Origin of the sequence: uncultured Oceanisphaera sp., from assembly GCF_947495715.1 — a bacterium.
Lineage (GTDB): Bacteria > Pseudomonadota > Gammaproteobacteria > Enterobacterales > Aeromonadaceae > Oceanimonas > Oceanimonas sediminis.
Genome location: NZ_CANLZU010000005.1, coordinates 1 through 17,875, shown reverse-complemented (window position 1 = coordinate 17,875; position 17,875 = coordinate 1). Strand labels below are relative to the sequence as shown.

The following is a 17,875-nucleotide window of genomic DNA, read 5'->3' as shown; positions in this document are numbered from 1 at the left end:
GATTTAAGAAAGCAAAAAATAGGCCATTTATTGCTGAGTTAAGAGCCGACAACATAAGGATGGGTACATTCAGCATTTCCAAAGCACCGGACCAGATAAAACTGTAGGCACCGCTTTAGCCGGCGCAAATCGGCAGGGTCCGAGTGCAAGGCACATCGCCCCCCCTCTCCCTGGCGAAAACCCGCCGTTATGCCTGCTGGTCCGCAGCCAAGGGGGAGGAGCAGTGCGGTGCCAACTGAAGCGCCGTGGCACCTGGTTTAACGCGGTCGAATAAATTCGACCCTACGCAAAATCAGCCCCCGTGGCAAATCGAGCCACAAGGGATAGCCTGCCTCGTTCGAATCCAATTTTCCCCTCACGCCTTACGCCTTTCCCCTCACACCTCTCGACTTTTCATCAAATGTAATTAAACAAACTTATGTTCTGTACCTTGCCAAACATGGTCTGGGTGGCCTGCAGGGCAACCATGGTCTGGCTGAATTCGCCAGTGGCCTTGGCGTAGTCCAGGTCTTCCATTCCACTGCGCAGTTTCTCCAGCGTCAGGCTCATGTCGGCGTGGGTCTCTTTTTGGTTATCAAGACGCTGCATGCGGTTACCGGTATCGGCGCGTACCTGAGTGAAGTGGCCGCCCATGGCGTCCAGTTCATCGAGGATGTCGATCATTTCACTCTGGCCGCTGGGGGTATGGCCGTCACTCTCGAGCCACTCTTTGGCTCGATTTAAAATGTCGAATACGCCGCGATCATCCTGACCGGTACCGTCTTGAACCGTGGAGTTAAGCTCGATTTTATCGCCTATTTTAGCTTCGCCTTTTACTACTATCTCTAAACCATCTACCTCAATTTTCTTACCCGGTTCGTAAGCTAACTGCATTAGCGGATCGTTAGGATCAGTAGGTAAGATAACAGCTCCGCTCTCATCTTTAATCTGATAAAACACTTCTTCCGACTCTGGATCGGCAGGTATCACGCCAACAAACTCGACGGTATAGCGCTCTTGGTCACTAAAATTGGCACGCTTTGCGATGTTAGCGCTTTCTACCCGCACCTGGTCTTCTCTAGTCTCATCACCCAGTTGATAACTGGCAGTAAAGTCGCCACGCGGATTGGGCACGCCGCCAAACACCAGGTCACCGTCGTGGTTGATAGCCACCTTGACGCTGTCGCCCACCATCATCTCCCGCTGACCGCTGTCGCCGGAATAGGTCACATTGCCGCCGGGCTGGCGGGTAAAGGGGTCTGTGTCGGTTTGAAAACCGCCGAATATGGCCTGACCGAATTCGTCTTTGGTATTGGCGATATCAAGCATTTCATCGATACGACCTTGCAACACATCTTTATAGGCATCACGTTCTTGCTGGGTAATTGCCGGGTTGTTGGCGCCCAGCATGATTTCCTTCACCTGCTGGGTAATGTTTTCGGCGCTGGTCAACCCGGTCTCTTCGCGGCGCAACCGGTTTTCGGCCAGGTTGATGTTGGTCTGGTACTGGTCGAGCTTACGCAATTCCTGCTTGTAGTTGAGAATGCCGTTAGCGGCGACCGGATCGTCACTGGCGTATTCCACTCGCTTGCCGGACGACAGCTGCCCCAGCTGCCGGTTGGCCTCGGAAGTACGGCCACTGATATTGTCCAGGTTGCGCTGAATAAACTGAAAACTGGCTACTCGCATCGTGGTTCCTTAGCGTATCTGCAGAAGGGTGTTCATGGTCTCGGAGGCCACGGTCACCACCCGGGCCGAGGCCATGTAGGACTGCTGAAAACGCAGCAGGTTGGCGGCTTCTTCATCCAGGTTAACTCCGGAGGTAGACAGCATGCGGTCGTAAGACTGGTCATAGGCCGCTTCGGCCGCCAGTGCTTTTACCCGCTGATTTTTGGTGAGACCGCCCAGCTCTACTGCGGTTTTATTCAGGCTGTCGGTGACGGTCGACTTGCCGTTGTTGAGCCATTTTTTATTCTGCAGCTCGGCAAAGGCCAGGGCGTTGGTGTTGTTGCCCGAGCCTTGGGCCTGCTCGATAACAAACTGATCAAACTCTTTGGCATCGCCTTTAACGGTCAACTCCACATCATTAAAGGCAATATTGCCATTGGCATCCGGCACACCACTGAACAGACTCGTGCCATTTTTATCGAGCACGTTATAAACCAGTCCACCTGCTCCGTCATCTTCCACTTTCAGGCTCAGCGGGTAGTCGGCTTCAGCAATGGCAGTGGCCGGTGCCGTGGGCTCAACCAGCTTAATACCGATTTTGGCGGTGCCGGTATTGTCTTTATTGGGGCTCACCATCACCGAGCCGGAGACGGCAATCTGGTCACCGGTATTCAGATTTACCTGAAGATCGTTGCCGCCCTGACGAGTGGGCCTTAGCTGCATTTCATCACCGGTGTTGGGTACGTCGCTCAAGGTAAAGCTGAAGCCCAGATCCGGCATATTAATGGTTTGTGCTGGGGGTGATGAGCTATCTACATCTGCTGCATTAATACCGAACGACTCACCGGTGGTGATATCGGTTAACAGATAATCGCCATTGGTTTGATATTTAACCGTGTACTCGCCGCCGGTGAGTTTGCCGGTATCGGTAATTTCAACCGCACCACTGATGGCCGGGTTGTTACCGATAAAACGGCGAGCCTGAGCATCAGGATCGTTGATGTCGTTAAAGAAGTTTGCGCCCGCTTCACCGTTTAAATCTACGCCCTGCTTTTGTACCTGGTTAAAGGCATCGGCAATGGCGATAGCGGTTTTACCCATGTCGCTCAGGTTGGGGCCTAATACCTGATCCCGGTAATGAAACAGGGCGCCCATTTCTCCGCCCAGGGCCTGGCTGCCCTTGATGCGGGTGGCCTGATCCGGGTTGTTGGGGCTGGTCAGATACAGTTCGGTTTGTTGCGGATCCGGTGAACCGGGCCTTACTTCCATGCCATAGGCCTGGTTACCACTGACTAACGGCTCACGCCCGCCCAGCATCACCGAGATCATGCCGTTGTTGTCTTTTATGGTGGTGATTTGTACTTCCTGCCCCAGCTCCTGGATCAGTCGGTCGCGCTGATCGAGCAGGTCGTTGGGGGTGCCGTTAAGGCCCGAATTCATGATTTGCTGGTTAAGCTCGGCAATACCGGCGGTGATGGACGTGACATGCTCGGCGCGGGATTCGATATCCCGATTCTTGATGGTCATTTCCTGTTCGAGCGCGCTGTAATACTCGTTGAAATGGTTGGTAATGTCGTTGGCGTTGGCCAGCATCAATTCGCGGTTGCCCAGGTTGCCGGGGTTATCTGCCACGGCGTTAATGGCGCCGTATAGGTCATCCAGGCTGGCGGCAATGCCCTGGTTGGTGCTGGTCAGTCCCTTGTCGAGAAAGCTCAGGTGGTTATACAGGGCTTCTGCGCCCGCCTTCTCGGTATTATTGATGAGTACGTCCTTGAAGGCGTATTCCTGATACATGCGGGTCACGTCGGTTACCCGAGTGCCGGTGCCGTAAAACTGACCACCCGAATACATCTGCATCGTGGTCATTTGCTCTACCCGCTGGCGACTGAAGCCTTCGGTATTGACGTTGGCAATGTTATGGCCGGTGGTGGCCAGCTGACTCTGTGCCGCCAGCAGGCCACTTACGCCGGTTTGATACATATCAACAGCCATGATGTGTCCTTATGCTTGTGATGCCAGTCGGGTTACGGTATTGAAAATGGAACTCAGCTTGTCGGCATATTTGGGGTCGGTGGCATAACCGGCTTCTTGCAAGGCATTGAAATACTGCCGGGGCGAGTCGGTTTGCTGCAACGCCTCGCCGTAACGCGGGTTGTCGTGCAAAAAATTCACGTAGTCGTTAAAGCTGTCGTTGAACGAGCCATAGGCACGAAACGGCGCCTGCACCTTTACGGCTATACCCTGCTCATATTCCAGGGTGCTGACCCAGGTTTTTGAGTCCTTCCAGCTGTTATCGGCCTTGATGCCGAAAAGATTATGGCTGGAGTCACCATTTTTTTGGCCGATGATCTTTTTACCCCAGCCGGTTTCCAGCGCCGCCTGCGCCAGCATGGCCTCGGGCGGCAGGCCCATGCGCTTGCCTGCCTCGGTCGCCGCCGGCAACAGGCGGCGTACGAAGTCTTCGGGGGAGCGAAACGGCTCGCTGGCGTTGTAGGTAACGGTATCCGGGCTGTTAGCGGCGGCCTGCAATGGCGGCCGGGCTTGTTCTGCGGCCGGTTTCAAGTCCGGTTTTACCTCGAGCGTGTCGTCCGGGCTCTGCTCAAGCGGCCGCACCACCTTGCCGGAAATTCGACGCACATCGGTCAGTTCAAAGTGCTTGGCCGGGGGCTCCACCTTGTTTTGCTCCCCCCCCAGCTGGCGGGCAACCAGATCGGCCAGCCCCAAACTGCCCTGGCGGCTGAGCTCGGCGGACATCTGCTGGTCGTGCATGTCCTGATAATGCTGGGTGTAACGGCTGTTCATCGGGCTGTTGGACTCGAACACCTTGTTGGCGGCACGCATCGACTTGAACAGCTGCTGGGTGAACAGGCTCTCGAACTGGCGCGCCGCTTCATCCAGCGCCTTGCCACGGTCTTGCTCAAAGCCCTGCTGCCGCAGCTTGTCCAGCCCCTGAATGTCGTTAACCAGCAGGCTGTTATTGAATGAGTCGGTGGGTTTCATGCCGTTACTCCTTTCGACGTGAGAAGTGAGGAGTGAGGAGTGAGGAGTGAGGAGTGAGGAGCAAGACACCGAACTGATGAGTCCAGCCGTTTTTTTCACCTCCCCCCTCACCATTTACCCCTCACTCCTCACATTCAATTAAATAATCACCAGCTCGCCCTGAATGGCGCCGGCCTGGCGCAGGGCTTCGAGTATGGCGACCAGGTCGCCGGGGGCCACGCCGACCTGATTAATCGCCCGTACCAGATCGTCCAGTGTGGTGCCGGTGTCCAGCTTGAACATGCGGCCGTCTTGCTGCTCTACGTTGATGTTGCTGTTGGGCACCACCACGGTTTCGCCACCGGCCAGCGCATTGGGCTGGGACACCTGAGGATTTTCCGAAATGGTAATGGTCAGGCCGCCGTGGGTAATGGCCGCCGGCTTCAACTGTACCGTCTGGCCAATCACTACGGTGCCGGTGCGCGAGTTGACGATGATTTTGGCGGCTTCGTCGGCCACGTCTACGGTCAGGTTTTCCAGCGTAGACAGATAACTGACCCGCTGGCCCGGATCGCGCGGTGCATATACCTGTACCGAGGTGGCATCCAGCGCCTGGGCGTTGTTCGGGCCGACCAAATCGTTAATCACCTCGGCCATGCGTTTGGCGGTGGTAAAGTCGGAGCGGTGCAGGTTAAAGGTAATGGTATCGCCACGGCCAAAGGAGTTTTGTACTTCGCGCTCTACCATGGCACCACCGGGAATGCGGCCCACGGTGGGAATATTGATCATGATGGAAGAGCCATCGGCCCCTTCGGCCCCCAAACCGCCCACTACCAGGCTGCCCTGGGCCAGGGCATAGACCCGACCATCCACCCCTTTCAGAAAGGTCTGCAGCAGGGTGCCGCCACGCAGGCTCTTGGCCTCGCCAATGGCGGAAACGGTAACGTCTATGGTCTGGCCCGGCTTGGCAAAGGCCGGCAATTCGGCGTGCACCGCCACCGGCGCCACGTCGTTCATCTTGGGCCGCATGTTATCGGGCACGGTAATGCCGAAGTTGTTGAGCATGGTGCGAAAAGTCTGGGCGGCAAAGGCGTTGTTACGCTCGCCGGTACCGGGCAGGCCCACTACCAGGCCGTAACCCACCAGCTGGTTGGCGCGCACACCGGCCACCGAGCTGATGTCTTTGATGCGGGCCGCCTGGGCCGGCATTAAGACACCAGCCAGTAAGGTTAAGCTCAGTAATATCGCAGTGAGCTGCTTCATGTATTTCTCCTGAAAACAAAACTTTCAGCCGTAAGCAAAATATGCAAACTGCAGTAACCCCACCCCAACCCTCCCCTTGCGTTGCACCCCGGCGTTATTCTGATAAATAGCGACCAAGGGGAGGGAGCAAACCGCGCCAATTTACAGGGCCTGCGCCGAACGCCCCTCCCCCTTGGCTCCAGCCCCGCAGGCATCATGAAGAGGCATCGCCAGGGGGAGGCTGGGTGGGGGTGTCGTTTGCGTGGTCGAATAAATACGACCCTACGACGCCTCACCCCTCACGTATTTAAAACGGCAGCCAGGGGCTGTTGAAGAACTTGGCCAGCCAGCCGCGGGTCTGGGTATTGGCAAAGTCGCCGGTGCCGCCATAATAGATGCGGGCATTGGCGACCCGGGTCGACTCAACCCGGTTGTCGGCACCGATATCCTGCGGCCGTATCATGCCGCTGATGCGCACGTATTCTTCGCCGGTGTTCAGCATGATCCACTTTTCGCCCTGCACCAGCAGGTTACCGTTGTCCAGCACCTGCGCCACGCTAACGGTAATGCTGCCCTGCAGGCTGTTACTCTGGTTGGTGTTGGCCTGGCCGTCGAATTCGTTGCTGCTCGACATGGACGCCTGCAGCGGGTAGCCGCCGATGTTGACCGGCGCACCACCGAGGCTGAGCGGATTGATGTTCACGCTGGAGTCTTTGCCCTGCTGGGTAGTGGCACGCTTCTGGGCCCGGGTCGACTCGGCCAGATCGACAGTAATGATGTCGCCCACCCGGTGCGCCTTGATGTCGGAATACAGGCTGTTGGCATAGTTGTCCCTGAAGATGCCGCCGTTGGGCTCCAGCTGCTGCTCGTTCAGGCTGGGGATCACCGGCGCAAAGGCAGGATCATCCGGCTTGGGGGTATAAGGGGTGCTGGTGCAGGCCGACAGGCCACCAACACACAAAACCAGCAGACCGAACCTCGCCGTTATGCTACGCATGACTCTCCATTGTTTAACATGATTCCTGCTTAACATGCCGGTTTACAGCTGCTGATTGACATAGGCCATCATTTCATCGACCGACGAGATCACCTTGGAGTTCATCTCGTATACCCGCTGTGCCTGGATCAGGTTGACCAGCTCTTCGGTCACGTTGACGTTGGAGGTTTCCAGCATGCCCTGCTTGATGGTGCCGTAACCGTCGGCACCGGCAATGCCCTGCAGTGGCGCACCGCTGGACTGAGTTGCCAGATAGAGATTTTCCCCTTTGGGCTGCAGGCCGGACGGGTTGGCAAAGTCGGTCAGCGTCAGCTGGCCAACCACCTGGGATTCGGCCTGACCGGCCAGCTGTACCGATACCTCACCGTTGGTGCCCACGCTGATGCTTTGGGCATTACCGGGAATCTGCATTTCCGGCAGCAAGGGATAGCCATTGCCGGGGGTCACGATAATGCCTTCGTCGTTGAGCGCAAACTGACCGTTACGGGTGTAGCCGGTGGTACCGTCTGGCAGCATCACCTCGAAGAAGCCCCGGCCATCAATCATCACATCCAGGGCGTTGTCGGTAGTTTGCACGCTGCCCTGGGTAAAGGTTTTCTGGGTAGCCACCACCTTGCTGCCCGCCCCCAGCATAAGACCGGAGGGCAAGTTGGTGTCGGCGGTGGCACGACCACCCGGCTGGTGCACATTCTGATACAGCAGATCTTCGAAGATGGCCCGGCCTTTCTTGAAACCAACGGTGCTGGCGTTGGCCAGGTTGTTGGAGGTGACCGAAATATTGGTCTGCTGGGCATCGAGGCCGGTTTTGCTAATCCATAATGCGGGGTTCATCGTAATCTCCTTTAGATGCGCAGCAACTGGGCGTGGGCTTTATCATTCTCTTCGGCGTGGCTCATCATCTTCATCTGGGTTTCAAAGCGCCGCTGCAGGTCGATCAAGTGGGTCATTTCGGCCACCGGGTTGACGTTGCTGCCTTCCAGCGCACCGGCAATCAGCTGCACCTGCGCCGACGGTGCCTCGGCCTGACCGTCTTTGCGACGAAAGAGACCATCCAGTCCTTTTTCGATATCGCCGTTATCGGGCAGCACCGTCTTGATGCGTTGCAGTTCGGCACCGCCGTCGGCCGGCTCGCCCTCCAACCGGGCAAAGATGGTGCCGTCTTTGTTGATTTCCATTTTTTCCAGCGGCAGCGGCAGAAAAATAGGTCCGCCATTATCGTCCAGCACGTTAAGGCCATTGCTGGTTTGCAGCATGCCCTCGGGCGTCACCTGCAAATTGCCGAAACGGGTGTAGGCCTCGGTGCCGTCTTTGGACTCCACCGCCAGCCAGCCGTCGCCGGACACGGCAACGTCAAGATCCCGACCCGTGGTCTGAATGGGACCGGAGGCAAAACTTTGCCCCGGCCGCTCGGCCATGGCAAACACCCGGCTGGGCAAGCCTTCGCCAAAGGCCTGCATGGCCCGGGCCTGCTCCATATCGGCCTTGAAGCCGGTGGTATTGGCGTTGGCCAGGTTGTTGGCTCGCAGGGCCACGCTGTGCATGTTTTCTTTGGCGCCAGACATGGCGATATAAAGCAAATGATCCATTTCAGCTCCGTCGACGCTGTTGCCGAATAAGTACTGAGTGATGCTGAACGTCAGCTAGTGTACCAATTACATTACAGAGTTATCTGCAAAATTGGTGCCATTAAACATAGTGAGGGGTAAAGCGAGAGGCGTGAGGGGATTAAGACAAAAGCTCAACAATCGGTGTTAAACAACCCAACACCGATTGTTTCTATCAGAACAGAATTTACCGACTATCTGTGGTCCAAAAGCCACAGGCCACATAGGGGAGTCAGACTTTTCTTTGTCTGCCTCCCTCACTCTTCACGCCTTACCCCTCACGATTTAGGTTACCGGATCTGCAATATGGTCTGCTGCAGAGTGCTGTTCACTTCCAGTGCCCGGGAGTTGGCCTGGAAGTTACGCTGGGCGGTGATCAGGTCTACCAGCTCGGTGGTCAGGTTGGTGTTGGACTGCTCCAGTGCCGCCACGCTGACCTTGCCGAAAATGCCGGTATTGGGCTGGCCGGTGACGGCTTCGCCCGACAGCAGTGACTGACTCCACTGGGTATCGCCTTCCTGAGTCAGGCCCTGATCGTTGGGGAAGCGCGCCATGGCTACGATCCCTAAGTTTTCGGTACTGCCGTTGCTGTAAGTGGCCTGTACCAGGCCATCCGCGCCAACATCCACCTTGGTCAGGCGGCCGACTGTGGTGCCGTCCTGGCTGGATTGAGTGACTTCGAAGGGGCCGGAGTTTAAAGTGGCTGAAGGAATTTTAATCTCAACCGTCTGCTGATCATTTGAGCCATTGGTAAAGCCTAACGGCAATGTATTAACTGAAACTGGTGGGGCCGGTGTATCCAATACCCCAGCGTTATCAAATCCTAAATCCAAAGGAGCAGCTAACGCATCATTACCATCCACATAGACGTGCATCTGCCACTTGTTTTCACCGGCAGCCGCAGAGTTATCTTTCACGAAATACTGGGTCATGGTGTGGGTATCACCCAATGAATCATAAATCGTCATCGAGGTAGACGAGGTATAGGTCGCTGAATCGGTTGGATCAAAACCACCGACGGGTAAAGCTTCTGCTTTCACCGGCAGGTTAACACCGATTTTGGCTTCTGTAGTAGCCTGAGGATCACCGGCCTTGTCGGGGATCCGCAGTGGCTGGGTGGTGTTCAGGCCCAGACCGGACGGGGTACCGTCCTCGTTGGCGGCATAGGTTTGCAGGTAGTTGCCCTGAGAGTTGGTAACAAAGCCCTGATCGTTGAGGCGAAAGGCACCGGCACGGGTAAAAGTACGATCAAGCGAGCCGAGTTCGTTGGACATCACGAAGAAGCCGCTGCCGTTGATGGCCATGTCCAGCGAGTTGTTGGTGAACTGCAGTGCGCCCTGGTGAAACTGTTGGGCCACCGAGGCGGTTTGCACACCGCTGCCGGTACTGGTTTTGGAGTTGGAAAAAATGGAGTTGGCGTACACGTCGGCAAATTCGGCGCGGGACTCTTTAAAGCCAATGGTATTGACGTTGGCAATGTTGTTGGCGGTCACGTCCAGGTCTTTCTGGGACGCATTCACACCGCTCAGGGCAATATTAAAAGACATTAATGTTCTCCTTACGCCGCTTTACGGCCAGCTATTTCGAGTACCTGATTCAGGGGGATGCCCCCAAGACCAGCAAGATTCACCAGGGTTGGGCTGTTGGCGCTGCCTAAGGTCACGCTGTCGACCCGGCCAAAAGCCAGAGCGTTTAGGTCTTCACGCTGATTGTCAATCAGGCCGCTGACCTTGATTTTGTAGCGGCCCTCGGGAGCCGGCTCCCCCTTGTCATTCAGGCCGTCCCAGCTAAAGGGCACGTTGCCTTTTTGTGGGCCATCCAGGGGAATGCTACGTATCAATTCGCCCTTTTCGTTCTCTATTCTGATCAACACGTTATCGGCGCCCTCACCGGTAACGGCCACGCCATCTACCGGCTCGGACTGATCCCAGTAAGCCAGATCACTGGGCAACAAGACTTTTTGCCCGACCAGGCTTGAGGCCTGCAGTGCCTGGCTGGAGGTCATGACGTCGCTCAGGCTCGACAGCTTTTCGCTCATCTGATTGATGCCGTCTGCGGTGGTGAAAGACGTCATCTGGGCAATCATCTGGGAATTGTCTGCCGGTTTGAACGGATCCTGATAGGCCAGTTGCTGGGTCATGAGGGCGAAAAAGTCTTCCTGCCCCAACTGTGCCCGGCTGGGATCCTGGGCTTTTTCGGCGGGGCTTTGCTCCCCCGGCCACTTGAGACCGTTTAAATAGTCTTGGTTAACTTGCATGGCTTATTACCCCTTACCCAGACGCAGGGTTTGCTGCAGCATCTGCTTGGCGGCATCGGCCACCTGCACGTTGGTCTGGTAGTTGCGCGAGGCGCTGAGCATGTCGGTCATCTCTTCCACCACGTTGACGTTGGGCTTGTAGATGAAACCATCCTGATCCGCCATCGGATGATCGGGGCGAAATTCCTTTAACAGCGGTTTGTCGGTTTCTACTATGCCCATGACCTTGACGCCGACGCTTTCCTGACGGTCGGACAAGGCCTGATCCAGATCGGCGGCAAACACCGGCTTGCGGGCACGGTAGGTTTCGTTGATGCTGGAGCTGACGCTGTCGGCGTTGGCCAGGTTACTGGCGGTGGTGTTGAGCCGCACCGACTGGGCGCTCATGGCGCTGCCGGAAATATCAAATACCTTAAACAGGCTCACATTGAATCTCCTTTGATGGCCTTCAACAGGCCGCTGATCTTGCCGTTAAGAAATTCCAGCGAGGCCTGATACTGCAGGGCGTTTTCCATGTAGTTGTTACGTTCGGTCTGCACGTCCACGGTATTACCGTCGCCGGTATCCGGCTGATTGGGGACGCGAAACTGCACCGTGCCGGGGGGAGCAAGCTCTACGGCAAAGTGTTGCTGGCTGGTGCGGCTCAGCGAGAAGCCCTGATTGGTCTGCGCCTGACTCAGGGCAGACTGAAAGTCCATGTCTTTGGCTTTGTAGCCGGGGGTGTCTGCATTGGCCAGGTTGCCGGCCAGCAATTCGGCCCGATCGGAACGGGCCACCAGGGCGTGTTGATGAATACCAAAGGCTTTGTCGAACGAAATCGTCACCTGGCACCTCTTGCGTTATGTTGACGCCATATCGTGGCTAAAACGCACGCCACGAAGTTATGCCTAAAACAAAGCAAAAGGTATGCCAGCTATCACTTGAGACGATAAATGATACCTGGGCTGCAACGGATCATCTCGAACTTGTCGGACAGGCCGGTCAGTGACTCGGAGGCCCCCAGCAACAGGTAGCCGCCGGGATTCAGGCTGCTGGCAAACTGGTTGAGGATCCTGGTCTTGTTCTCGGGAGAGAAATAAATCAGCACATTACGGCAGAAGATAATGTCGAACTTGCCCAACAGGCTGTAGCTGTCCAGCAGGTTGAAGGGCCGAAAGCTGACCATGTTTCTCACCTTGGCCTGCAACTGCATCTTGCCGTCGGTCAGCGGGGTAAAAAACTGCTTGCGGCGCTCGGGAGACAAGCCGCGCGCCAGCGACAGGCTGTCGTAAATGCCGCTCTTGCACTGTTCCAGCATGCTGGTGGAAATATCGGTGGCAACAATTTGCAGGCCCGGCAAGCCGCCCGGCCGCCGAGCCTGATATTCCAGTGCCGTCATGGCAATGGAGTAAGGCTCCTGACCGGAAGAGCTGGCGGCAGACCAGACTTTCAACGACTTGCCCGGTTTGGCCAACTCCGGAAACAGTTTGTCCGTTAGCAGGGTAAAGGGGTAGCCGTCTCGAAACCACAGGGTTTCGTTGGTGGTCATGGCGTCGATAACCGCCGTTTTCAGCTCCCGTTCGCGTACCGACATGGCTTTGCTGATCAACTCGTCGAGTGAGTCTATCTGAAAGCGAGTCAGTAGCGGAGACAGCCGACTTTTTACCAGATACTGCTTGTTATCGCCCAGCACAATGCCGGTGCCGGCTTCAAGAAACTGGCAAAATACCCGGTACTGCTCGTCGGTAAAGTTCTTCATCCGTGTTGTTTACACCTTTATTACAGCGCTTGTTTCACCGCCGATGCCAGCTCGTCCGGGTGGAATTTGGCGATAAAATTATTCGCCCCCACCTTTTCCACCAGCGCCTTGTTGAATACACCACTCAGAGAAGTATGCAGGATCACATACAAGTCTTTCAGTGCAGGATCATTACGGATTTCTGCCGTCAGGGTATAACCGTCCATTTCCGGCATTTCCACATCCGAGATCACCATCGACAGCTGCTCGCTGATGGGACCGGTCGCCGCCATTTCTCTGAGCTTGTTCAGCGCAAGCTTGCCATTTTCGGCAACGATGCACTCCAACCCCAGGGTCGCCATGGTTTTCTGGATCTGGCGTCGGGCCACCGAAGAGTCATCTGCAATCAATATCGGTTTTTGCCGTTCGGTATTCAAATGCGAAACCTGCTCTACAATCTCGGCGTTGACCGTGGTTTTGACCGGGGCGATCTCGTCGAGAATTTTTTCCACATCCAGAATTTCCACCAGCTCGCCGTCGATCTCGGTCACTGCCGTCATGTAATTGAGGCGACCCGCCCCTTTGGGCGGCGGCAATATCGACTCCCAGTTGACGTTGATGATCCGCTCAACCGAGTTCACCAGAAAGCCCTGCACCGAGCGGTTGTATTCGGAGATAATCACGAAGCTGTTTTCGGTCTGCTCTATGGGGCGGCCACCCATGGACTTGCTCAAGTCGATAATGGAAATGGTTTGGCCACGAATATTGGCGACGCCTTTGACCATGGTATTACGCTGTGGCAAGCCGGTCAGCCTGGGGCACTGCAACACTTCCTTTACCTTGAACACGTTAATGCCAAATCTTTGACGTCCGTTCAGCTTGAACAGCAGCAGTTCCAGCCTGTTCTGACCGACGAGTTGTGTTCTCTGGTTTACCGAGTCGAGTATCCCCGCCATTACCTTGTCTCCATCTGTACCATGGCATGCTTTTTGCGTGAATTAAATAACGATGCTTATCATGCTTGAGTTATACGACGCCAGCTTAACACCCGCCCAAGGCAGACACCAACTGAAGCCAGCCTAACGTGTTTTATCGGCCATGAGGTAGTAATGCTTAAGAGAAATTTTCCGCTTTTTAACATTCTGGTTCGCACATCATCGCTGGCAACACTCGGCCGGCTGCTCTGCTGGTTGCTTGCCGCTTCGCTATGGCCGGCCCTGGCTCAGGCGTCGGTGCATGATGAACTTCGCCATTATGCCGAAGACTATGTGCGAGATTTGGTCCCCTTGCAACCGGGTGATCGGCTGCACATCAACGCGGCCAGCATCGATACCCGATTATCGCTAACCGAATGCCTGGGCAAGCTGACCGCCGATATTCGCGGTGCCGGCGAGGTACGTCGCAATACCCATGTTTATCTGCAATGCCATGAGCAGCCAGGCTGGGACCTGTTTGTGCCGGTACGAGTTAAAATACTCAAGCCGGTGGTTACCGCCGCCGACCCCGTTGCCCGCAATACCCTGCTGCAGGCGCAGCATTTAACCGTGGATTATCAGGATGAAGTGTTACTGCGCGGGGATGTATTCAGCTCGCCGGATGAACTGATTGGCGCACGCAGCAAGCGGGATTTACGCCCCGGCCAGCCCATTCGCAGCAGTCAGCTGTGTGTGGTCTGCAAGGGCGACAAGGTCGGCATCGTCGCGCAAACGGGGGGATTGATGCTGAAAACCGACGGCATGGCGCAGGAAGACGGCGGCTTTAATGACAGCATTCGTGTGCGTAATATCAACTCCGGTCGAGACATTACCGCCCGGGTCATGGCCGCCGGTCGTGTGCAGGTCAAACTGTAAATTCTGCTAAAGTTACGGCTACAGAGGCCGATACTTCATTTACGCAGCAGTAACATCAGGACTTGACCATTATGGCTATCGATAAATTACCTCCCGGCCTCGGCAGCACGACGCCGTTGGCGAACAATGCAAAGTACAAGGCATCAACCACCACCGGCGCACAGCCCGATGGCAGTACAGCCGCGATTCGCCAGGATGAAGTCACCCTGACACCTCAGGCCAAACGCCTCAGTCAGATGCAGCAATCGCTGGCAACCACGCCCGCTCCCGATAACAGTGCCCGGCTGGATGCACTGAAAAAAGCCATCAATGAAGGCAGCTACCAGGTAGACAGTGAACGACTGGCGGCTAATATTTCTCGCTTTGAACAGGATTTGGAAGGCCTCTGACATGCCCCTTGATGTGCTGCTGAACCATCAAAAATCACAACTCGAGCTACTGCTGGAGATTACCCATCAAGAGCGTGACTTGATTGTTAAACGCAAGGCGCTTGAACTCCCCCCGTTGACCGAGCGCAAGCAGGCATTGCTGATCGAGATTCAGAATACCGATAGCCAGCTTGCCGGCCACCCCGAACGGGATCGCCTGAACGGCGATTATCATGATCGGGTAGCGGAGTTGCGGGCGCTGTTGCAACAATGCCAGGAGCAGAACCAGGTGGCCGGGCAACTGCTGGAGCAATCGCTCAACGGTATTCGCCAGCTGACCAATATTCTGAGCCGGCTGCATGAACGTCAAAGCATGACCTATGATCAGAAAGGTCACACCAAAGGCATCAACAAAGGCGTTGGTTTCAAGGTTTAAGGAAAGGGGGGATTAACACTCCGCCCCTCCCCTTTACGTTTCACCCTTGTTTTTATATTCGACCATTCTGGGTCAATTTCCTCGTCGTAATTGCTCGTAAACCGCCAGATCCAGTTCAAGCTCGGTGATGTACATGTCACCATCGGGATAACTGTTTACCACTCGCGCGCCCCTGACCACCCCACGGCTGCTGTTGCTGACGGTACCATCCTGCAGCACATGACTGCTCATTTGGCTTGAGCTACTGGTCATCACGCCACCCAGCTGCTCGGTCAACTCGCGATAGGCATCCATCTTTGACGCCCGCATGGCATGCAGCAACTTCTGCTGATGATTGGCAGGCTGCTGCAGGCTGATTGGGGCATACCCCACCGCATACAGATGATTTTTGGCCGGACGGACGTCGCCCTGTTGCCCGCTGCACCCCGCCAGCATCAACAACAGCAAGGCACACAGATTATTTCGCATAACGGCTCCTTTGCTCCGGGGTCATCACAACCCGGGACTCTGGCCCCTGTGCCCTGATCATGCCGGCAACCAGATATTCGGGAATAAACTGCTGGGCACTGGCCACCAGGCTGTTGTCGCCCATCGAGACCAGTCGTGCATTAATCAAACGTCCACCCGTGGTTTCACTAACGGTGCCATGCAACAGATAGCGGGCGCCGATACGTGAACTCAGCTGCCGATAGTCCCGGCTGGTACTGACATCTCCTTGCGGAGTGATACGAATAAAAGGCAGCGCCTTGAAGTCGACCACGCGCAAGCCGTATTGATTGAGCTGAAACATCATGGTTTCCGACAGCAGGCGGCCAAAGTCGTCCTGGCTGCGATAGTCCTGCTGATCGACAAAGCCACTGACGGCAATGCCCGACTGACTGTCCAGGTGATGCGCGCTCGACACCAGATGGTAAGCCAGTGCCGACATATGCTGCTGCAACCGGGTTTGGCCGCCCACCAGTGAAGGCCCGGTGGATGGCAGATAAGCGCTGCGAGTACCGGCACTCATCCGCATGGGAATGCCATCTCGACTATGTCTGGGTGATGCCTGCGTTTGCCCCAGAGATCCCGGCGGTTTGCGATTGATGTAGTGGGACGCATGATCGTGGGGCAGGTAATGATGTTGGTCATCAAACTGCGACTTCCCCGCTCCCGAGCAGGCCGTCAGGCCCAGTACGGCAACAAGGAAAAAAGGTCTGCTCATGCACCGACTCCCGCTAAATTGGTTAAATGAAACTCGATAGGTTATCGACCGGAGGCCGGCAGACTTTACCCGGCCTGCAGTAAAACAACCATATGACACGCCAGGCGAACAGAATAACTCGTTTGATGTATTCGCGCATTTAACGCTTTTATCGACGTATCAGGCAAGATTTTTGCATAATCCTTGCCAAGAAGTATCAACAATTGACCGCCGCCGTTATTTTATCCGGCTGCCGCTGTTACACAGGATACCCAGTGTCGATAAAAGCCTTGTTACCCTCATTCTTTCTGCTGCTGCCATTGGCAGCTCACGCCGACTGGTATCAGGCCGAAGGCTCGGCACCGCTCAGCCTGGGGGCAGAAACCGCCCGCCAGCAGGCGCTGGAGCAGGCGTTGACCGATGCCCTGTTGCAGGCTGGCGCTTCGCTGACCACGGTGCAGTCGGTTACCAACGGCGCCCTGTCGGGTCAGCAGATCGATATTGCCGCTCAGGGTGAACTGATGGACTACGTCATCCTTGATGAGCAGCATTCACAGGGCCAGCTAAGATTGACGCTGCGCGCCGATATCTGGCCCGATGGTGATGTACAGCCACAGTGTGCCGGTCGTTATCGCCCGGGTCTGACCCTCAGTCGTTTTCCGCTGTTGCACCCCGAGCAGGGCCAGATTGGTCAGATATTTGAACTGGGCGTCGCCGTAACCGCCAGATTGGCGCAACACCTGACACCCGGCGTCAATTTGATGACACAGCTGCCCCACCAGCTGACCACCGATTATCAGCTGCCCCGCAGCCCCGGTCTACGTCAGGGCAGTGATGTACTGGCACAACAGCAGCAATCCCGACTGCTGCTAAGCGGAGTGATTGATGATATCAGCATGGATAAGGGCAACTGGGTTAAATGGCGTTTCACCGATATGCCGCGCCAGTTTGGCCTCTCGATTACCCTGGAAGACAGTCTGACCGGTGAACACTTGCTGCAACAGCATTATCAGACCACATCGCCCTGGTCTTTCAGCAAGCACGCCAGGGTAAAGGTACATGAACAGAGCTTCTGGCAGTCGGCCTACGGCCAATCGGTAGATCAACTGCTGTTACGCATCGCTCGCGATGTCACCAATGCCCAGTCGTGCATGAAAGCCATTGGTCATATATTGCAGCAGTCTGAAGAAGGCATATTGATGGATCTTGGCCGCCAGGCCGGCATTCAACCCGGCGATCGCTTCACCCTTGTTCACCGTCGCCAGCTTCAGCCCGGCTACTACAGCGAAACCTCATCCAAGGCCCAATTTGTAGTGCAGCAGAGTCACACCGACTACAGCCTGCTGGCACCGGCCGATAGTGAAGCCCGACAGATCAACATTACCCCGGGCGATATGCTGACCAGCGTCAAGTGATCCAGCGTGAGGCGTGGCAACATAAGGTATTTCTCACAGACGCAAAAAAGCCCTTCACATCGGTGAAGGGCTTTTTGGGTGGTCGAATAAATTCGACCCTACGTATTGGGTGCCTGGCAGTGACCTACTTTCACATGGCAGCTGCCACACTATCATCGGCGCGGGTGCGTTTCACTTCTG

Annotated in this window: 19 protein-coding genes; 4 read left to right on the top strand and 15 right to left on the bottom strand. The window is 55.9% G+C overall.

All coding sequences use genetic code 11. The features are described from left to right. Nucleotides 1-396 precede the first annotated feature (396 nt). The 13 genes from flgL to Q0753_RS04250 all read right to left on the bottom strand — a co-directional run bounded on the left by flgL (nucleotide 397) and on the right by Q0753_RS04250 (nucleotide 13,399). Nucleotides 397-1,668, bottom strand: coding sequence for a flagellar hook-associated protein FlgL (gene flgL, locus Q0753_RS04310; RefSeq protein ID WP_298717772.1), 1,272 nt, complete (start codon nucleotides 1,666-1,668; stop codon nucleotides 397-399). A 9-nt stretch (nucleotides 1,669-1,677) separates the two neighbouring features. Beyond that, the gene (flgK, locus tag Q0753_RS04305) at nucleotides 1,678-3,639 is read right to left on the bottom strand and encodes a flagellar hook-associated protein FlgK (protein ID WP_298717769.1); all 1,962 of its coding nucleotides are present in this window, start codon (nucleotides 3,637-3,639) and stop codon (nucleotides 1,678-1,680) included. 9 nt (nucleotides 3,640-3,648) lie between these two features. Further along, nucleotides 3,649-4,647: a flagellar assembly peptidoglycan hydrolase FlgJ gene (gene flgJ, locus Q0753_RS04300; RefSeq protein WP_298717766.1), complete on the bottom strand. Its 999-nt coding sequence runs from the start codon at nucleotides 4,645-4,647 to the stop codon at nucleotides 3,649-3,651. A 138-nt stretch (nucleotides 4,648-4,785) separates the two neighbouring features. Then, nucleotides 4,786-5,835 carry a flagellar basal body P-ring protein FlgI gene (locus Q0753_RS04295; protein ID WP_298718155.1) on the bottom strand — a complete coding sequence of 350 codons (1,050 nt, stop codon included), beginning with the start codon at nucleotides 5,833-5,835 and terminating at the stop codon, nucleotides 4,786-4,788. A 340-nt stretch (nucleotides 5,836-6,175) separates the two neighbouring features. Then, complete coding sequence (gene flgH / locus Q0753_RS04290; RefSeq protein ID WP_298717763.1) at nucleotides 6,176-6,865, bottom strand: flagellar basal body L-ring protein FlgH; 690 nt, start codon at nucleotides 6,863-6,865, stop codon at nucleotides 6,176-6,178. 42 nt (nucleotides 6,866-6,907) lie between these two features. Then, nucleotides 6,908-7,696 (bottom strand): flagellar basal-body rod protein FlgG, encoded by a 789-nt coding sequence (flgG, locus tag Q0753_RS04285; RefSeq protein WP_298717760.1) that lies wholly within the window; start codon nucleotides 7,694-7,696, stop codon nucleotides 6,908-6,910. A gap of 11 nt (nucleotides 7,697-7,707) precedes the next feature. Further along, on the bottom strand, nucleotides 7,708-8,451 hold the full coding sequence (gene flgF / locus Q0753_RS04280) for a flagellar basal-body rod protein FlgF (RefSeq protein WP_298717757.1): 744 nt from the start codon (nucleotides 8,449-8,451) through the stop codon (nucleotides 7,708-7,710). Nucleotides 8,452-8,759: 308 nt separating this feature from the next. Next, nucleotides 8,760-10,016, bottom strand: coding sequence for a flagellar hook protein FlgE (gene flgE / locus Q0753_RS04275; RefSeq protein ID WP_298717754.1), 1,257 nt, complete (start codon nucleotides 10,014-10,016; stop codon nucleotides 8,760-8,762). 11 nt (nucleotides 10,017-10,027) lie between these two features. Further along, nucleotides 10,028-10,726, bottom strand: coding sequence for a flagellar hook assembly protein FlgD (locus tag Q0753_RS04270; RefSeq protein ID WP_298717751.1), 699 nt, complete (start codon nucleotides 10,724-10,726; stop codon nucleotides 10,028-10,030). Between the two features lie 6 nt (nucleotides 10,727-10,732). Continuing rightward, nucleotides 10,733-11,152, bottom strand: coding sequence for a flagellar basal body rod protein FlgC (gene flgC / locus Q0753_RS04265; RefSeq protein WP_298717748.1), 420 nt, complete (start codon nucleotides 11,150-11,152; stop codon nucleotides 10,733-10,735). After that, a complete protein-coding gene (gene flgB / locus Q0753_RS04260) occupies nucleotides 11,149-11,550 on the bottom strand; it encodes a flagellar basal body rod protein FlgB (RefSeq protein WP_298717746.1) in 402 nt (133 codons plus the stop codon). Before flgB ends, flgC begins: the two co-directional genes overlap by 4 nt. Before the next feature lie 92 nt (nucleotides 11,551-11,642). Further along, on the bottom strand, nucleotides 11,643-12,464 hold the full coding sequence (locus Q0753_RS04255; RefSeq protein WP_298717743.1) for a protein-glutamate O-methyltransferase CheR: 822 nt from the start codon (nucleotides 12,462-12,464) through the stop codon (nucleotides 11,643-11,645). Between the two features lie 20 nt (nucleotides 12,465-12,484). Beyond that, nucleotides 12,485-13,399, bottom strand: a complete 915-nt coding sequence (locus Q0753_RS04250; protein WP_298717740.1) for a chemotaxis protein CheV — start codon at nucleotides 13,397-13,399, stop codon at nucleotides 12,485-12,487. 153 nt (nucleotides 13,400-13,552) lie between these two features. On the opposite strand from Q0753_RS04250, the gene flgA reads away from it, so the two are divergent. From flgA to Q0753_RS04235, 3 genes are all read left to right on the top strand, one after another. Further along, nucleotides 13,553-14,293, top strand: coding sequence for a flagellar basal body P-ring formation chaperone FlgA (gene flgA / locus Q0753_RS04245; RefSeq protein ID WP_298717738.1), 741 nt, complete (start codon nucleotides 13,553-13,555; stop codon nucleotides 14,291-14,293). A 71-nt stretch (nucleotides 14,294-14,364) separates the two neighbouring features. Then, complete coding sequence (gene flgM, locus Q0753_RS04240; protein WP_298717735.1) at nucleotides 14,365-14,682, top strand: flagellar biosynthesis anti-sigma factor FlgM; 318 nt, start codon at nucleotides 14,365-14,367, stop codon at nucleotides 14,680-14,682. Between the two features lies 1 nt (nucleotide 14,683). Continuing rightward, nucleotides 14,684-15,097, top strand: a complete 414-nt coding sequence (locus tag Q0753_RS04235; protein WP_298717732.1) for a flagella synthesis protein FlgN — start codon at nucleotides 14,684-14,686, stop codon at nucleotides 15,095-15,097. Nucleotides 15,098-15,169: 72 nt separating this feature from the next. On the opposite strand, the gene Q0753_RS04230 is transcribed toward Q0753_RS04235, so the two are convergent. After that, nucleotides 15,170-15,565, bottom strand: coding sequence for an LPP20 family lipoprotein (locus Q0753_RS04230; RefSeq protein ID WP_298717727.1), 396 nt, complete (start codon nucleotides 15,563-15,565; stop codon nucleotides 15,170-15,172). Further along, nucleotides 15,555-16,301, bottom strand: coding sequence for a FlgO family outer membrane protein (locus Q0753_RS04225; RefSeq protein WP_298717724.1), 747 nt, complete (start codon nucleotides 16,299-16,301; stop codon nucleotides 15,555-15,557). Before Q0753_RS04225 ends, Q0753_RS04230 begins: the two co-directional genes overlap by 11 nt. A gap of 254 nt (nucleotides 16,302-16,555) precedes the next feature. Here Q0753_RS04225 and Q0753_RS04220 point away from each other — a divergent pair, with 254 nt between their 5' ends. Further along, nucleotides 16,556-17,695: a flagellar assembly protein T N-terminal domain-containing protein gene (locus Q0753_RS04220; protein ID WP_298717722.1), complete on the top strand. Its 1,140-nt coding sequence runs from the start codon at nucleotides 16,556-16,558 to the stop codon at nucleotides 17,693-17,695. The last annotated feature ends 180 nt before the right edge of the window (nucleotides 17,696-17,875 follow it).

What these genes read in the sequence shown, in the direction of transcription:
- flgL (WP_298717772.1), bottom strand. Translation starts at nt 1,668, where the DNA reads ATGCGAGTAGCCAGTTTTCAGTTTATTCAGCGCAACCTGGACAATATC.
- flgK (WP_298717769.1), bottom strand. Translation starts at nt 3,639, where the DNA reads ATGGCTGTTGATATGTATCAAACCGGCGTAAGTGGCCTGCTGGCGGCA.
- flgJ (WP_298717766.1), bottom strand. Translation starts at nt 4,647, where the DNA reads ATGAAACCCACCGACTCATTCAATAACAGCCTGCTGGTTAACGACATT.
- Q0753_RS04295 (WP_298718155.1), bottom strand. Translation starts at nt 5,835, where the DNA reads ATGCCGGCCCAGGCGGCCCGCATCAAAGACATCAGCTCGGTGGCCGGT.
- flgH (WP_298717763.1), bottom strand. Translation starts at nt 6,865, where the DNA reads ATGCGTAGCATAACGGCGAGGTTCGGTCTGCTGGTTTTGTGTGTTGGT.
- flgG (WP_298717760.1), bottom strand. Translation starts at nt 7,696, where the DNA reads ATGAACCCCGCATTATGGATTAGCAAAACCGGCCTCGATGCCCAGCAG.
- flgF (WP_298717757.1), bottom strand. Translation starts at nt 8,451, where the DNA reads ATGGATCATTTGCTTTATATCGCCATGTCTGGCGCCAAAGAAAACATG.
- flgE (WP_298717754.1), bottom strand. Translation starts at nt 10,016, where the DNA reads ATGTCTTTTAATATTGCCCTGAGCGGTGTGAATGCGTCCCAGAAAGAC.
- Q0753_RS04270 (WP_298717751.1), bottom strand. Translation starts at nt 10,726, where the DNA reads ATGCAAGTTAACCAAGACTATTTAAACGGTCTCAAGTGGCCGGGGGAG.
- Q0753_RS04255 (WP_298717743.1), bottom strand. Translation starts at nt 12,464, where the DNA reads ATGAAGAACTTTACCGACGAGCAGTACCGGGTATTTTGCCAGTTTCTT.
- Q0753_RS04250 (WP_298717740.1), bottom strand. Translation starts at nt 13,399, where the DNA reads ATGGCGGGGATACTCGACTCGGTAAACCAGAGAACACAACTCGTCGGT.
- flgA (WP_298717738.1), top strand. Translation starts at nt 13,553, where the DNA reads ATGCTTAAGAGAAATTTTCCGCTTTTTAACATTCTGGTTCGCACATCA.
- flgM (WP_298717735.1), top strand. Translation starts at nt 14,365, where the DNA reads ATGGCTATCGATAAATTACCTCCCGGCCTCGGCAGCACGACGCCGTTG.
- Q0753_RS04235 (WP_298717732.1), top strand. Translation starts at nt 14,684, where the DNA reads ATGCCCCTTGATGTGCTGCTGAACCATCAAAAATCACAACTCGAGCTA.
- Q0753_RS04230 (WP_298717727.1), bottom strand. Translation starts at nt 15,565, where the DNA reads ATGCGAAATAATCTGTGTGCCTTGCTGTTGTTGATGCTGGCGGGGTGC.
- Q0753_RS04225 (WP_298717724.1), bottom strand. Translation starts at nt 16,301, where the DNA reads ATGAGCAGACCTTTTTTCCTTGTTGCCGTACTGGGCCTGACGGCCTGC.